Annotated in this window: 14 protein-coding genes; 9 read left to right on the top strand and 5 right to left on the bottom strand. The window is 71.6% G+C overall.

What is annotated here, in order from left to right; genetic code table 11:
• Nucleotides 1–78: 78 nt before the first annotated feature.
• Nucleotides 79–903, bottom strand: a complete 825-nt coding sequence (locus ACTMTJ_RS04925; protein WP_441214845.1) for an ABC transporter permease — start codon at nucleotides 901–903, stop codon at nucleotides 79–81.
• Nucleotides 900–1,853 (bottom strand): ATP-binding cassette domain-containing protein, encoded by a 954-nt coding sequence (locus tag ACTMTJ_RS04920; RefSeq protein ID WP_441214844.1) that lies wholly within the window; start codon nucleotides 1,851–1,853, stop codon nucleotides 900–902. The genes ACTMTJ_RS04925 and ACTMTJ_RS04920 overlap by 4 nt, the downstream gene beginning before the upstream one ends.
• 144 nt (nucleotides 1,854–1,997) lie before the next feature.
• Between ACTMTJ_RS04920 and ACTMTJ_RS04915 the strand changes: the two genes are divergently transcribed.
• On the top strand, nucleotides 1,998–3,017 hold the full coding sequence (locus ACTMTJ_RS04915) for an aspartate-semialdehyde dehydrogenase (protein ID WP_441214843.1): 1,020 nt from the start codon (nucleotides 1,998–2,000) through the stop codon (nucleotides 3,015–3,017).
• Here the strand turns inward: ACTMTJ_RS04915 and ACTMTJ_RS04910 are convergent.
• Complete coding sequence (locus tag ACTMTJ_RS04910; protein ID WP_441214842.1) at nucleotides 3,014–3,445, bottom strand: Lrp/AsnC family transcriptional regulator; 432 nt, start codon at nucleotides 3,443–3,445, stop codon at nucleotides 3,014–3,016. The genes ACTMTJ_RS04915 and ACTMTJ_RS04910 overlap by 4 nt on opposite strands.
• 79 nt (nucleotides 3,446–3,524) lie before the next feature.
• Here ACTMTJ_RS04910 and ACTMTJ_RS04905 point away from each other — a divergent pair, with 79 nt between their 5' ends.
• The gene (locus tag ACTMTJ_RS04905) at nucleotides 3,525–3,794 is read left to right on the top strand and encodes a hypothetical protein (protein WP_441214841.1); all 270 of its coding nucleotides are present in this window, start codon (nucleotides 3,525–3,527) and stop codon (nucleotides 3,792–3,794) included.
• On the opposite strand, the gene ACTMTJ_RS04900 is transcribed toward ACTMTJ_RS04905, so the two are convergent.
• Together ACTMTJ_RS04900 and ACTMTJ_RS04895 are read right to left on the bottom strand one after the other, a co-directional pair.
• Complete coding sequence (locus ACTMTJ_RS04900; RefSeq protein ID WP_441214840.1) at nucleotides 3,783–4,991, bottom strand: low temperature requirement protein A; 1,209 nt, start codon at nucleotides 4,989–4,991, stop codon at nucleotides 3,783–3,785. The two genes, ACTMTJ_RS04905 and ACTMTJ_RS04900, sit on opposite strands and share 12 nt — an antisense overlap.
• Before the next feature lie 742 nt (nucleotides 4,992–5,733).
• The gene (locus ACTMTJ_RS04895; RefSeq protein WP_441214839.1) at nucleotides 5,734–6,174 is read right to left on the bottom strand and encodes an N-acetyltransferase family protein; all 441 of its coding nucleotides are present in this window, start codon (nucleotides 6,172–6,174) and stop codon (nucleotides 5,734–5,736) included.
• A 67-nt stretch (nucleotides 6,175–6,241) separates the two neighbouring features.
• On the opposite strand from ACTMTJ_RS04895, the gene ACTMTJ_RS04890 reads away from it, so the two are divergent.
• The 7 genes from ACTMTJ_RS04890 to ACTMTJ_RS04860 all read left to right on the top strand — a co-directional run bounded on the left by ACTMTJ_RS04890 (nucleotide 6,242) and on the right by ACTMTJ_RS04860 (nucleotide 13,507).
• The gene (locus tag ACTMTJ_RS04890) at nucleotides 6,242–7,534 is read left to right on the top strand and encodes an L-fuconate dehydratase (RefSeq protein WP_441214838.1); all 1,293 of its coding nucleotides are present in this window, start codon (nucleotides 6,242–6,244) and stop codon (nucleotides 7,532–7,534) included.
• The gene (locus ACTMTJ_RS04885; protein WP_441214837.1) at nucleotides 7,525–8,280 is read left to right on the top strand and encodes an SDR family NAD(P)-dependent oxidoreductase; all 756 of its coding nucleotides are present in this window, start codon (nucleotides 7,525–7,527) and stop codon (nucleotides 8,278–8,280) included. The genes ACTMTJ_RS04890 and ACTMTJ_RS04885 overlap by 10 nt, the downstream gene beginning before the upstream one ends.
• 27 nt (nucleotides 8,281–8,307) lie before the next feature.
• Nucleotides 8,308–8,691: an L-rhamnose mutarotase gene (locus ACTMTJ_RS04880; RefSeq protein WP_441214836.1), complete on the top strand. Its 384-nt coding sequence runs from the start codon at nucleotides 8,308–8,310 to the stop codon at nucleotides 8,689–8,691.
• The gene (locus ACTMTJ_RS04875) at nucleotides 8,688–9,728 is read left to right on the top strand and encodes an aldo/keto reductase (protein WP_441214835.1); all 1,041 of its coding nucleotides are present in this window, start codon (nucleotides 8,688–8,690) and stop codon (nucleotides 9,726–9,728) included. Before ACTMTJ_RS04880 ends, ACTMTJ_RS04875 begins: the two co-directional genes overlap by 4 nt.
• Nucleotides 9,725–10,573, top strand: coding sequence for an amidohydrolase family protein (locus ACTMTJ_RS04870; RefSeq protein WP_441214834.1), 849 nt, complete (start codon nucleotides 9,725–9,727; stop codon nucleotides 10,571–10,573). Before ACTMTJ_RS04875 ends, ACTMTJ_RS04870 begins: the two co-directional genes overlap by 4 nt.
• Before the next feature lie 37 nt (nucleotides 10,574–10,610).
• Complete coding sequence (locus tag ACTMTJ_RS04865) at nucleotides 10,611–11,282, top strand: FadR/GntR family transcriptional regulator (protein WP_441214833.1); 672 nt, start codon at nucleotides 10,611–10,613, stop codon at nucleotides 11,280–11,282.
• A 1,226-nt stretch (nucleotides 11,283–12,508) separates the two neighbouring features.
• A complete protein-coding gene (locus ACTMTJ_RS04860) occupies nucleotides 12,509–13,507 on the top strand; it encodes an aldo/keto reductase (protein WP_441214832.1) in 999 nt (332 codons plus the stop codon).
• Nucleotides 13,508–13,523: the final 16 nt, after the last annotated feature.

Here is a 13,523-nt window from a genome sequence, read left to right as displayed (position 1 = left end):
GAAAGTCGCGACGACTGGAACACCAGTGCTGTCAAACCGCTCGGATAACAGCACTGGTGTTCCAGTCGTGCGAAGGCCCTACCGCGAGGCGGCCTTCTTGTAGCGGTTGACCGCCAGCGGCACCGAGATCGCCAACAGCACCGCGACCCAGGCAAGGCTGGTGATCACCGGGTGCTGAAGGGGCCAGGCATCCGGCTGGGGCACGGCCGGATTGGTGTTGCCGAACAGCTCCCGCGCCGCCTGCGTCACCGCGGACACAGGGTTCCACTCCGCGAACGCCTTCAGCGGCCCCGGCAGGTCGGTCACGCCCACGAAGGTGTTGGCGATGAACGTCAGCGGGAAGATGAAGATGAAGCTGGCGTTGTTGACCACCTCGGGGCTGCGCACCGAGAGGCCGACCACGGCGAAGACCCACGAGAACGCGTACGCGAACAGCAGCAGCAGCGCGAAGCCGCCCAGCGCCTCCAGCACCGACGAGTGGATGCGCCAGCCGACGACCAGGCCGGTCAGCGACATCACGATGATGACGATGATGTTGTTGGCCAGGTCGCTGGTGGTGCGGCCGACGAGCAGCGCCGAGCGGGCCATCGGCAGCGAGCGGAAGCGGTCGACGATGCCCTTCTGGATGTCGTCGGCCAGGCCGTAGCCGGTGAGCGTCGAGCCGAAGAGCACCGTCTGGGTGAAGATGCCGGCCATCAGGTATTCGCGGTAGGAGACGCCGGGCACGTCGATCGCGCTGCCGAACACGTAGGCGAACAGCAGCACGAACATGATGGGCGAGAGCGTGGAGAAGACCAGCAGGTCGGGCACTCGCTTGATCTTGATGAGATTGCGCCGGGCGACGGTGATGCCGTCGCGCAGCGGCTTGAGGGTCGGGTTGGCCATCACGGACTCGGTGGTCACGACTGCTCCTCCTCGGCGGCGTGGCCGGTCAGCGTCAGGAACACGTCGTCGAGGCTCGGGCGGCGCAGCCCCACGTCGAGCACCTTGACCGCCTCGGCGTCGAGCCGGCGCAGGCTCTCCATCAGCGCGGACGCGCCACCGGTCACGGGGACGGTGAGGCGGCGGGCCGTCTCGTCGACGGTGATCTCGCCGGAGGCGAGGGGGGAGAGCACCGCGGTGGCGCTCGAGATGTCGGCCGGCGTACTGACGGTCAGCTCCAGCCGCTCGCCGCCGACCTGTGCCTTGAGGTCGTCGGAGGTGCCGAGCGCGATCACCTTGCCGTGGTCGATCACGGCGATCCGGCTGGCCAGCTGGTCGGCCTCCTCCAGGTACTGCGTGGTGAGCAGCAGCGTGCTGCCGGCCGCCACGAGCTCGGAGATCAGATCCCACACGTCGAGGCGGCTGCGCGGGTCGAGGCCGGTGGTCGGCTCGTCGAGGAACAGCACCGGCGGCTGCGCGACAAGCGCACCGGCCAGGTCGAGCCGGCGCCGCATGCCGCCCGAGTAGCCCTTTACCGGGCGGTCGGCGGCCTCCTCCAGGTCGAAACGCGCCAGCAGCTCGCGCGCCCGCGACCGGCTCGCCTTCGCCGTGAAGCCGTAGAGGCGGCCCACCATGTCGAGGTTTTCGAAGCCGGTGAGGTGCTCGTCGACCGCCGCGTACTGCCCCGAGAGGCCGATCATGCCGCGCAGCCGGCGGGCGTCGGCGACCACGTCGAGGCCGGCCACCCGGGCGCGGCCCGCGTCGGGCTTGAGCAGCGTCGTGAACACCCGCACCGCGGTGGTCTTACCGGCCCCGTTGGGCCCCAGCAGGCCCATCACCGTGCCCTGCGGCACCGAAAGATCTAGGCCGTCGAGGGCCACCACGGAGCCGTATTTCTTGACGAGGCCGTCTGCCTCGATCGCGATTTCCATCATCACCCCTTCCAGAACGGCACCATCGTGCCGTACCCCTCCGACATTTCGCGGCCATTTACACCGCGCCATCCGGGGTAAGACCGCCCACACCCTGGGAATTCATCGCTGCCGCCGATATCGGGGACAGGTAGCGTGGCGGCCATGCAGATCGGGATTGTGGGTGCCACCGGCCAGGTGGGTGGCGTCATGCGGCGGGTGCTGGCCGAGCGGGCCTTCCCCGTGGAGCGTCTCCGCCTTTTCGCCTCCGCGCGCTCCGCCGGGCGGCCGCTGCCGTGGGGCGACACCGAGGTCACGGTGGAGGACGCGGCCACGGCCGACTACCGGGGGCTCGACATCGTGCTCTTCTCGGCCGGGAAGGGCACCGCCAAGGAGCTGGCGCCGCGCGTCGCCGAGGCCGGCGCGGTCGTGATCGACAACTCCTCGGCGTGGCGGATGGACCCGGAGGTACCCCTGGTGGTGTCGGAGGTCAACCCCGACGCCGCCGCGCACCGGCCCAAGGGCATCATCGCCAACCCGAACTGCACGACCATGGCCGCGATGCCGGTGTTGCGCCCGCTGCACGCGGAGGCCGGGCTGGTGAGCATGGTGGTGGCCACCTACCAGGCGGTGTCCGGCAGCGGCCTGGCCGGCGTGGCCGAGCTCGACGAGCAGGTGCGCAAGGTCGCCGACCGCGCCGCCGAGCTGGCCTTCGACGGTGAGGCGGTGCAGATCCCGGCCCCCCGGGTGTACGCGCGGTCGATCGCCTTCAACGTGCTGCCGCTGGCCGGCTCGATCGTCGACGACGGCTCCGACGAGACCGACGAGGAGCAGAAGCTCCGCAACGAGAGCCGCAAGATCCTCGGCATCCCGGAGCTGAAGGTGGCCGGCACGTGCGTGCGGGTGCCGGTCTACACGGGGCACTCGCTCCAGGTCAACGCCCGCTTCGCGGCGCCGCTGAGCCCCGCGCGGGCGCGGGAGCTGGTCGCCGCCGCGCCCGGCGTGGAGCTGTCCGACGTGCCCACCCCGATCCAGGCGGCCGGCAAGGACCCGACGTACGTGGGGCGGATCCGCGCCGACGAGACCGTCGAGCACGGCATCTCGTTCTTCTGCTCCAGCGACAACCTGCGCAAGGGCGCCGCGCTCAACGCCGTGCAGATCGCGGAGCTGGTGGCGCGCGGCTAGGGATCCACGGGGCGCCAGGAGAGGGGTGTCGAGAGCACCATCGTGCTGGAGGGCTGCCCGTACGGCGCCAGCCGGTCGATGACCGCCTCGAACTCCTCCATGGCGCGCGTCGCCACCTTGAGGATGCAGCAGGCGTCGCCGGTGACGCGGTGGATCTCCAGCACCTCCGGCCAGGCGGCCACGTCCGGGTCGCGCAGCACGCAGCGCGCGCCGTAGCAGGACATCCGGATCACCGCGACCACGTGGCGGCCGGCCTTGGCCAGGTCGACGTGCGCGTGGTAGCCGGTCACCACGCCGATGCGCTCCAGCCGCCGCACCCGCTCGGCCACGGCGGGCGGCGAGAGGTGCACGCGGCGGGACAGCTCGCTGTAGGACAGCCGGGCGTCCCGCTGAAGCTCACGCAGCAGAGCCCAGTCCATCTCGTCCACCAGCATGAGCCTAAACGGCGCCGCCCGATCTTCCCTTGGGGGCGATGACTACTACGGCTGGTAGTATTAAAGTGTACGCGTGTCGATCGATGGTGGTTGCTGGCACGACGACCTGGCGTACCGCGTCGGCCTCATCGTGCGCGCGGAGCGGGAGCGGCTGGCGCGGCGCCGCCCCGACCTGGACGACGCCGACCTCGCAGCCGTCGAGGACACCCTCTGGCGGATCGCCGACCACCTGCTGCTGCGCCGCGCCCGCCAGGTGACGGTGGATCCCGCGGCGGCCGCCCGCCTGTGGGACGCTCCGGTCCGGGACGCGCTGGCCGCCACACCGCCGCGTTTACGTGGATAGGGAAGGCGCCAGGCGCTCGTCTCCGCGGTGTGCGGCCACCACCGTCGTCGCGACCAGCGCGGCCACCACGGCCGCCGTCACCGGCACCGGCTCGGGCGTGAGCGGCGCCAGCAACGCCAGTACCGCGGCGGCCGGGTACGCCACGACGATCAACCCCCGCTGGTGCGGCCGCACGTGCAGGAGCCAGACGCTGAACAGGTACACGGCGACCGGCACCGCCACCGCGTAACCGACCGCGACGCCGCCCAGGTGCGCCTTGTGCGTCTCGTAGTCCACGGCGACCGCCAGCCCCGCACCGGCCGCCGCGGCCGAGGCGAAGATCAGATAGTGGCCGTACCCCCAGAAGAGGGCCACCCGCATCGACGTGAGCAGCCGGCTGGCCGGGCGGTCGAAGTACAGCCACCACATCCCGAACACGATCACGATGCCCGGACCCGCCACCCGCAGCAGGCCGCCGAGCTCGGCGTCCTCGTCGAGCGCGCTCTGCACCGCGACGCTGGCGGCCAGGATCGACTCGCCGAGCACGATGATGGTGAACAGCCCGTACCGCTCGGCGATGTGCTCCGGGTGCCACGTCGTCTCGGCCACCCGCTCGGCCCAGATCGGCACCGCGAGCTCGGCCAGCACCAGCAGCACGAAGCCGGGCACCAGCGCCGCGTCCGGGAGTACCCCGTCCTGGAGCACGAGGCGCAGCACCCAGCCGACCTGGACGAGCGTGATGCCGATCGCGTACCGCCGCCCGACCGCCCGCCGCCCCGGGTGCACGTCGGTGTGCGCCACCCGCAGCCACTGCACGACCATGGCCAGCCGCATGAGCACGTAGCCGTACGTGATCACCGAGAAGTCCGCGTCCGCGAACGCGCGAGGCACCCCGGCCGCCAGCACGAGCGCGCCCGTGACCTGCACCAGCGTGGTGATCCGGTACACGTCGTCGTCGGTGTCGTAGGCGGACGCGAACCAGGTGAAGTTCATCCACGCCCACCAGATCGCGAAGAACACCATCAGGTAGCTGGGCACCGCGTGCCCGATGTGGTCCTCGGCGACGTCGTGGTGCAGCTGGGCGGCCGCCTGCGCGACCGCGACCACGAAGCACAGGTCGAAGAAGAGCTCGAGCGGAGTCGACGCGCGGTGCGGCTCGTCGGGGTGGCGGGCCACCATCGGCCGGTACCAGGGCCGCCTGGCAGACGTGTGGGTCACGCCGTCACCTTAGGCGGCGACGTGCTCGTTTGTTGCGAACCTCTTTGTATGCCCGCGTCCGCGTGTGGTCGCCCGTCGTTGCTCCCGCGGGCTCCAGCTCCGCTGTTGGTTGCGGTGAGTGCGGGGCGCCGCTGGTCTGGGGGTGGAAGGTCACTAGAGACCTTTCGGAGTCGGGGTGGCTTCGACCCCTATTTGGACAGAGATTTGAGCTACCGCGATGTCCGTCGTGGTCCGGACCGTTGCTCCCGCGGCCTCACCCGTCCGCCGTTGGTCGCGCTCACCCCTGCGCGCGACCGGCCGGCAGGAAAGGGGGCGGGGTGACGGGCTCGCGTCAGGCGGTGGTCGGCGTTTGTCCACAATGCCCGTTCCCGAATCGGCGATCCGGGAAGGCAACGGGGTTGTCGTCGCCGTGTGTAACCGCCACGAGGGTGTGAGCGGCGCGAGGTTCGAGATCTAGGAGGGTTAGGGCGCTATTTCAACCCTAAGTCTGCTAGATCTCGAAGTCTGGTCCCTTTGGCTGGTTACGCTGCGTCAGGATGGCGCAGGTAGGCCCCGCGAAGACCCCGGGCGGGGCTTGTCTCGCGGAGCTGGCAGTGGACGGCCGGGGATTTCGGCGAGCGCTGCGAGCCGCCGGCCGGGAGCGGTGCCCGCGGGAGCATACGGTCCGCCGCTGACGCGGACGTGGGCAAATCTGCCTTGAAGCAACGCCGCGACGAGCGGCGACCCGGACCCCGAAAGGTCTCTAGGCCGGGGCGGCGTAGTCGTACCGGATGAAGCCGGTGAAGACGGCGACCTTGTCGTAGAGGGCCCGCGCTGTCACGTTGTCCTGTTTCGTGGTCCAGTAGAGGCGCGCGGCGCCGCGGGTGCGGGCGGCGCGGGCCACCTCCTCGATGAGTGCGCGGGCGGCGCCCTTGCCGCGGGCGGTCTCGTCGACGAAGAGGTCCTGGAGGTAGCAGTAGTCGGGCTGCCAGACCGTGGCGTGGAAGAGGTAGTGCGCGATGCCGACCAGCCGGCCGTCCAGCCAGGCGCCGGTGCCGTGCAGGTCTTCGGGGCCGAGCAGGCGGCGCCAGGTTTCCGTGTAGCCCTCGTCGGGCACCGGCGTCTCGTAGAACGCCTTGTAGCCGCGGGCCAGGACCTCCCATGCGGCGCGGTCCTCCGGGCGGAGGGGGCTGATGGTGATCATCGCGACAACTATCCCACAGGGGCTGTGTCCTTGTGCCGGTCGGAGGGGACTGGTAGACATCGGATGTATGAGGATCGTCGCGCTGGACACCTATGACATCCGGTTTCCGACGTCCCGGGAGTTGGACGGCTCCGACGCGATGAACCCCGATCCGGACTACTCGGCCGCCTACGTGGTGCTCCGCACGGACGCGCCGGACGGGCACGAGGGGCACGGCTTCGCGTTCACGATCGGGCGGGGTAACGACGTGCAGTCCGCGGCGATCGCGGCGCTCGCGCCCTACCTGGTCGGCCGGCCCCTGGAGGCCACGCTCGACGACCTCGGCGGGGTGTGGCGAGACCTCGTGCACGACTCGCAGCTGCGCTGGCTGGGCCCGGAGAAGGGCGTGATGCACATGGCGATCGCGGCCGTGGTCAACGCGCTCTGGGACCTCAAGGCCAAGCGTGCCGGCCTTCCGCTGTGGCGGCTGCTCGCACGCATGTCGCCCGAGGAGCTCGTCGCGCTCGTCGACTTCCGGTACCTGACGGACGCGCTCACCCCCGACGAGGCGCTGGAGATCCTGCGCCGCGCGGAGCCCGGCCGGGCCGAGCGGGAGGCGGCGCTGCTCGACGGCGGCTACCCCGCCTACACCACCACGCCGGGCTGGCTCGGCTACGACGACGACAAGCTCCGCCGCCTGTGCAAGGAGGCCGTCGAGCAGGGGTTCAAGCAGGTCAAGCTGAAGGTCGGCGCCGACCTCGCGGACGACGTACGGCGCCTGCGGATCGCCCGCGACGTGTGCGGGCCGGACGTGCGCATCGCCATCGACGCCAACCAGCGGTGGGACGTGGGCGCGGCGGTGGAGTGGGTGCGGGCGCTGGCCGAGTTCGAGCCGTGGTGGGTGGAGGAGCCGACCAGCCCCGACGACGTGCTCGGCCACGCCGCGATCGCCCGGCAGATCGCTCCGATCGGGGTGGCCACCGGCGAGCACGTGCAAAACCGGGTGGTTTTCAAGCAGTTGCTCCAGCTGAGCGCGGTGTCGTACGTGCAGATCGACGCCGTCCGCGTCGCCGGGGTCAACGAAAACGTGGCGATCCTGTTGCTGGCGGCCAAGTACGGCGTGCCGGTCTGCCCGCACGCCGGCGGCGTGGGCCTGTGCGAGATGGTCCGGCATCTGTCCATGTTCGACTTCGTGGCGGTGTCGACGAGCATGGACGACCGCGTCATCGAGTTCGCGGACCACCTGCACGAGCACTTCGTCGACCCGGCGGTGGTGCGCGACGGGCGGTACGTCGCGCCGACCGCGCCCGGTTTCAGCGCTACGATGCGGCCGGAGACGCTTGTCGACTACTCCTATCCGGACGGTCCAATATGGAGCTGACAGACTTCGCGGGCCGGCGCGCCGTCGTCACCGGTGGCGCGTCCGGCATCGGGCTGGCGACGGCCCAGCTGCTCGCCGCGCGGGGCGCCCGGGTGGCGTGCCTCGACCTCAAGCCCGAGGGGCTGCCCGAGCCACTGCTGGGATTCGGCACCGACGTGCGCGACGACGCGTCGGTGCGCGCCGGGGTCGCCGCGGCGGCGGACGCGCTCGGCGGCCTCGACGTGCTCGTCAACAACGCCGGGATCGGCGCGCAGGGCACCGTCGAGACCAACCCCGACGACGAGTGGCTGCGCGTGCTCGACGTCAACGTGGTCGGCATCGTGCGGGTCACCCGCGCCGCGCTGCCGCACCTGCGCGCCTCACCGCACGCCGCGATCGTCAACACCTGCTCGATCGCGGCCACCGTCGGCCTGCCCGCGCGGGCGCTCTACAGTGCCAGCAAGGGTGCGGTGCAGTCGCTGACCCTGGCGATGGCCGCCGACCACGTGCGCGAGGGCATCCGGGTCAACTGCGTCAACCCCGGCACCGTCGACACGCCGTGGGTGCGCCGCCTGCTCGACACCGCGGCCGACCCGGAGGCCGAGCTCGCCGCGCTCCGCGCCCGCCAGCCCACCGGTCGGCTGGTCAGCGCCGAGGACGTGGCCGCCGCGATCGTGTTCCTGGCCAGCCCGGCCGCCGCGTCCACCACCGGCACGGTCCTCGCCGTCGACGGCGGGATGCAGGGCCTGCGCCTGCGGCAGCCGTGAGCCCACACCAAACATCGGAGGTTCGCCGTGACCGAGCTTGCGAGGGAACCATCAGACTCAGCGTCGACACCCGGCGCTGGCCGCACCATCGGGCGGCCGTTCCACCGCATCGCGCTGCACACCCGATTGAAGCCGGGCAAGGAGAGCGAGTACGAGGAGGTCCACGCGACGATCCCGGCGGAGCTCGACGCCGCGCTGCGGGCGGCCGGCGTGCACGCCTGGCGGATCTGGCGCGACGGCCGCGACCTCTTCCACCTGGTCGAGGTCGACGACTACAAGGAGATGCGGGACGCGCTCCGCGACCATCCGGCCAACATCCCGTGGCAGGCCCGGATGGCCGAGCTCCTCGAGGTCGAAGACGACTACTCCGGCGCCGACTCCGGGATCAAGCTGGTCTGGGAGCTGCCGTGAATGCTACGAGTGAGCGGGGCCCGGCGGACCGGGACCACGACGACGCTGAGCGAGCGACCAGGCCAGTAGAGCTCGGCCGGCTGGGCCTGGGCTGCGCCCAGCTCGGCAACCTCTACCACGAGGTCGACGACGCCACCGCCGCCCGCACCGTCGCCGCCGCCTGGGACGCCGGCATCCGCTACTTCGACACCGCGCCGCACTACGGCTTGGGCCTCTCCGAGCGCCGCCTCGGCGCGGCGGTCCGCGGCCTGCCGCGAGCCGAGTACGTGGTCAGCACCAAGGTCGGGCGCCGGCTCGTGCCCGACCCGGCGGGCGCCGGCCGCCGCGACGGCGAGGGCTTCGCGGTGCCCGCCGACCACCGCCGGGTGTGGGACTTCAGCGCCGACGGGGTACGCCGCTCGCTCGACGAGAGCCTCGCCCGGCTCGGCCTCGACCGGGTCGACCTGGTGCTCGTCCACGACCCGGAAGACCACATGGCGGCGGCGCTCGACGAGGCGTACCCGGCGCTGGCCGACCTGCGGGCACAGGGCGTGGTGCGGGCGGTCGGCGTGGGCAGCAAACAATGGGAGGTGCTGCACCGCTTCGCCCGCGACACCGGCGTCGACTTCGTGATGATCGCCGGCCGGTACACCCTGCTCGAACAGCCCGCCCTCGACACGCTGCTGCCCGAGTGCGCGCGGCGCGGCGTCGGCGCCGTCGTGGCGGGCGTCTTCAACAGCGGGCTGCTCGCCGAGGATCGGCCGCACCAGGGCCTGCCGTACGAGTACGGCCCGGCACCGTCCACTGTGCTCGACCGGGCCCGCGCGCTCGCCGCCACCTGCGCCCGGCACGGCACGTCGCTCCCGGCCGCGGCGATCGCGTTCGCGGCGGCGCATCCGGCCGTCGCGTCGGTCGTGGTCGGTGCGCAGGACCCCGACCAGGTACGCCGCAACGCCGCCCTCGCGCACGCCGACCCGCCACCGAAGGAGCTGTGGGCCGACCTCGTCGCCGAAGGGTTGCTCCGCCCCGACGCCCCGGTGCCGGGCGGCGGCACATGACCGTCGTCGACGCCCACCACCACCTGTGGGGCGCCGACCAGGGGTACACCTGGCTCGACCAGCCGAGCCTCGCCCCGATCCGCCGCACCTTCGGCCCCGACGACCTGGCCGCCGCGGTCGAGGGCACCGGCGTGGCGCGGACCGTCCTGGTCGAGGGCGGGCGGTGCGACACCGCCGAGGCGGCCCTGCTGCTCGGGCACGCCAAGGACTCCCCGCTGATCGCCGGCGTGGTGGCGTGGGCCGACCCGGCCGACCCGGCGCTAGCCGACACCCTCGCCGGTTACCGCGCCCTGCCCGGCGGCGAGCGCCTGGTGGGTATCCGCTCCCAGGTGCAGGGGGAGAAGGACCCCGGCTACCTCGACCGCGCGGACGTGCGCCGCGGCCTGCGTACCGTCGCGGCCGCCGGGCTCCCGTTCGACCTCGTGGTGCGCGCCGACCAGCTGGCCGCGGCGGCCCGCCTCGCCGGCGAGCTGCCGGAGGTCCGCTTCGTGCTGGACCACCTCGGCAAGCCGCCGATCGCCGCCGGCGCCTCGGAAACCTGGCGCGGTGCCCTGCACGCGCTCGCCGCCCTCCGCAACGTCACCGCCAAGCTCTCCGGCCTCGTCACCGAGGCCGACTGGAGCACGTGGACGGTGGGCGACCTGGCCCCGTTCGTGGCGGTGGCGGTGGACGCGTTCGGCCCCGAGCGCCTGATGTTCGGCTCGGACTGGCCGGTCTGCCTGCTGGCCGCCCCCTACGGCCGCGTGAAGCAGGCGCTCGCCGACGCGCTACCGCCGCTGTCCGCGACCGAGCGGGCCGATGTGTTCGGCGGCACGGCGCTACGGACGTACGATCTACGACCGTAGCCCGGAGGCACCGGCGATCTGGGTGGGAGGGCGACATATGGCGGTCACCGACGAGGCGATCGACAAGATCAAAGGCATGATCGTGTCCGGGGAGATGCGCCCCGGCGACCGGCTCCCGCGCGAGGCCGACCTCGCCGAACGCCTCGGCCTCTCCCGCAACTCCCTGCGCGAAGCCGTCAAGGCCCTCTCGCTCATCCGCGTGCTCGACGTACGCCAGGGCGACGGCACCTACGTGACAAGCCTCGCGCCCGGCCTCCTGCTCGACGCGCTGAGCTTCGTCGTCGACTTCCACCGCGACGACACGGTGCTGGAGTTCCTCGAGGTGCGGCGCATCCTCGAACCCTCCGCCACCGCCCTGGCCGCCCAACGGATGACCGACGACGACATCGACGGCCTGCGCGAGGTGCTCGCCGAGCTCGGCGAAGAACCCACCATCGACGCGCTGGTCGCCAACGACCTCGAGTTTCACCGGCGGATCGCGGCCGGCTCCGGCAACAACGTGCTCTGCTCACTCATCGACAGCCTCTCCGGCCCCACCACCCGCGCCCGCATCTGGCGCGGCCTCACCCAGGAGGGCGCGGTCGCCAAGACCCGCGAACAGCACGCCGCGATCCTGGAGGCCATCGCCTCGCGCCAGCCCGAGCTGGCCCGCTCCTGGGCGACGGTCCACGTCGCCGGCGTCGAGGACTGGCTCCGCAGGGCGCTGTAGAGACTTTCGGCGTCGGGCTTCTCGCCCTTCGGGCGGACATATTTGCCCACGTCCGCGTCAGCTGTAGACCGTATGCTCCCGCGGGCACCGCTCCCGGCCGGCGGCTCGCAGCGCTCGCCGAAACCCCCGGCCGTCCACTGCCGGCTCCGCGGGACAAGCCCCTACCTGCGAAATCCTGACGCAGCGTCACCAGCCCGGGGAACTTCGAAATCTAGGAGCCGCTTGTCCCTTGCTCAGCGGTTTGTGGTTGCGGTTACTGCTGCGCCTCCGGCGGGGCCTCGGGCTCCGGCCGGGCCGTTCCCGGCTTGTTCACCGTTCTTGGTGGGTGGTTGCGGTGGGGAGCCGTGTCGTATGCCGTCGTCCAGGCTGAGCCGAGCAGGCCAGCGCCGGGGCCGCCAGCCGCCGTCTGATCGTCACGGTGCGCGGGTCGTGGCGGCCCCGGCGCTGGTCTGCTCCCCGTGCGGGTGGACGACGGCATACGGCACGGCTCGGGCTTCGCCCGCTGGCTGCGGCTTAGAGGTGGCCGGGCCGCGAAACACGATGATCGCCGGCCTACCTTTCCCACTGTTTGGGGATGTGGCTCGGCGTGTGGGGGCGTCATGATCGTTCGCCCGAAATGGCTGTGACACGCCGAAGACCACGCCCATAACGGGCTAACGATCATGCGATGCGGCCGCCGCAGACCTGCATCTCCCAGGTGACGGGACGATCGGCTCGGGATTTGGGAGGCGTCGTGATCGTTAGCCCGGAACCCGTGTGACACGCCGGCACGGACGCGGGTTTTGGGCTAACGATCACCGAAGCGTGGTGGGCACCGGGCTTGCGAAGCTCGCGCGGCGAACCCATGGTGGTCCGGAAATATCCCCTGACTAGCCGGCGGGAGGGTCGTCTGGTCCCTTGATCGGCGCGCGTGGGTAGCGATGGTCGTTGGCCCAACCCGCCAAGCCGCAGCCGGCGTGCGAAGCCCCATGCTCCGCCGGAGGCGCGCTAGCCGCAACCAGACAAACCTGAAGGAGCGGAGAACCGCGGTCGTGGAAGCGCGCGCTGGTGGGCTTGTCGCGCGGAGCTGGCAGTGGAGGCCGGGGGTCTCGGCGAGCGCTGCGAGCCGCCGGCCGGAGCGGTGCCCGCGGGAGCATGCGGTCCGCAGGTGACGCGGACGTGGGCAAATGTGCTTTTTGAAAATGGGCTTTGACTTCGCGTGCGCTCGAAGTCCTAGCGTCGGCGTCATGGATACCGTTGCACTCGGAGACACGGGGGAGCGGGTCAGCCGGCTCGCTCTCGGCGCGATGCTCATGGGGACCCGCACCAGCGAGGCCGATTCGTTCGAGATCCTCGACCGCTATCTCGCGGCGGGCGGGAGCTTTGTCGACACCGCCAACTGCTACGCCTGGTGGACCGCGCCCGGAGCCCGCGGTGGGGAGAGCGAGGCGTTGCTCGGCCGGTGGTTTGCCAAGCGGGGGCGGCGGGACGACGTCTTCCTCGCCACCAAGGGGAGTGCGTGGGTCGAGCGCGCCGACGAGGTGCGGGGCGCGCCGTGGGAGGTCGTGCGCAATGAGTACGAGGGCGCGGGCGGTGACACGCTGCGGCGTGCGGTCGACGACAGCCTGCGGCGGCTCGGTACCGACCACATCGACCTGTACTACGTGCACGTCGACGACCGGAACACGCCGATCGAAGAGACGTTGCGGGCGCTGGACGAGGTGGTCAAGGCCGGCAAGGTGCGCTACATCGGATGGTCCAATGTGCGCACTTGGCGGCTGGAGCGGGTGCGGCAGGTGGCCTCACGCAACGGGTGGGTGGCGCCGGTCGCGTTGCAGCAGCAGCACAGCTACCTGCGGCGGCGGGCCGGGCTTTCGCACGCGTCCATCGTGGACGACGAGCAGATGGACTTCCTGCGGGCCAACCCGGAGGTCACGCTCGTCGCGTACTCGCCGATCCTCAAGGGAATCTACGACGACCCGGAAAAGCGGCGCGGGCACGACATGATGTCCGCGTACGAGGGGCCGGACGCCGAGGCGCGGCTGGCCGTCCTCACCGACCTGGCGGGGGAATTGGGCGTCACGCCTAACCAGCTCGTCATCGCCTGGCTGCTGCACCAGACCGATCCGGCGATGGTGACGCTGCTCGGGCCGCGCACGGTCGAACAGTTCGCGGCGGCCTTGCCCGCCCTGGACGTCAAGCTGGAGGCCGAGCAGCTTGCGCGCCTGGATTCGGCGGGCGCGTAGCGGGGTAACGGGGGTG

The sequence above is a fragment of the Phytohabitans sp. LJ34 genome (assembly GCF_052068095.1).
In the GTDB taxonomy this organism is placed as follows: Bacteria; Actinomycetota; Actinomycetes; order Mycobacteriales; family Micromonosporaceae; genus Phytohabitans.
The sequence above is the reverse complement of the archived record's forward strand: the minus strand, read 5'-3'. Positions and strand labels throughout refer to the sequence as shown.

Excerpts from the sequence above, each read along its gene's own strand:
- ACTMTJ_RS04920 (WP_441214844.1), bottom strand. The coding sequence starts at position 1,853 with ATGGAAATCGCGATCGAGGCAGACGGCCTCGTCAAGAAATACGGCTCC.
- ACTMTJ_RS04915 (WP_441214843.1), top strand. The coding sequence starts at position 1,998 with ATGCAGATCGGGATTGTGGGTGCCACCGGCCAGGTGGGTGGCGTCATG.
- ACTMTJ_RS04895 (WP_441214839.1), bottom strand. The coding sequence starts at position 6,174 with ATGATCACCATCAGCCCCCTCCGCCCGGAGGACCGCGCCGCATGGGAG.
- ACTMTJ_RS04890 (WP_441214838.1), top strand. The coding sequence starts at position 6,242 with ATGAGGATCGTCGCGCTGGACACCTATGACATCCGGTTTCCGACGTCC.
- ACTMTJ_RS04885 (WP_441214837.1), top strand. The coding sequence starts at position 7,525 with ATGGAGCTGACAGACTTCGCGGGCCGGCGCGCCGTCGTCACCGGTGGC.
- ACTMTJ_RS04870 (WP_441214834.1), top strand. The coding sequence starts at position 9,725 with ATGACCGTCGTCGACGCCCACCACCACCTGTGGGGCGCCGACCAGGGG.
- ACTMTJ_RS04865 (WP_441214833.1), top strand. The coding sequence starts at position 10,611 with ATGGCGGTCACCGACGAGGCGATCGACAAGATCAAAGGCATGATCGTG.
- ACTMTJ_RS04860 (WP_441214832.1), top strand. The coding sequence starts at position 12,509 with ATGGATACCGTTGCACTCGGAGACACGGGGGAGCGGGTCAGCCGGCTC.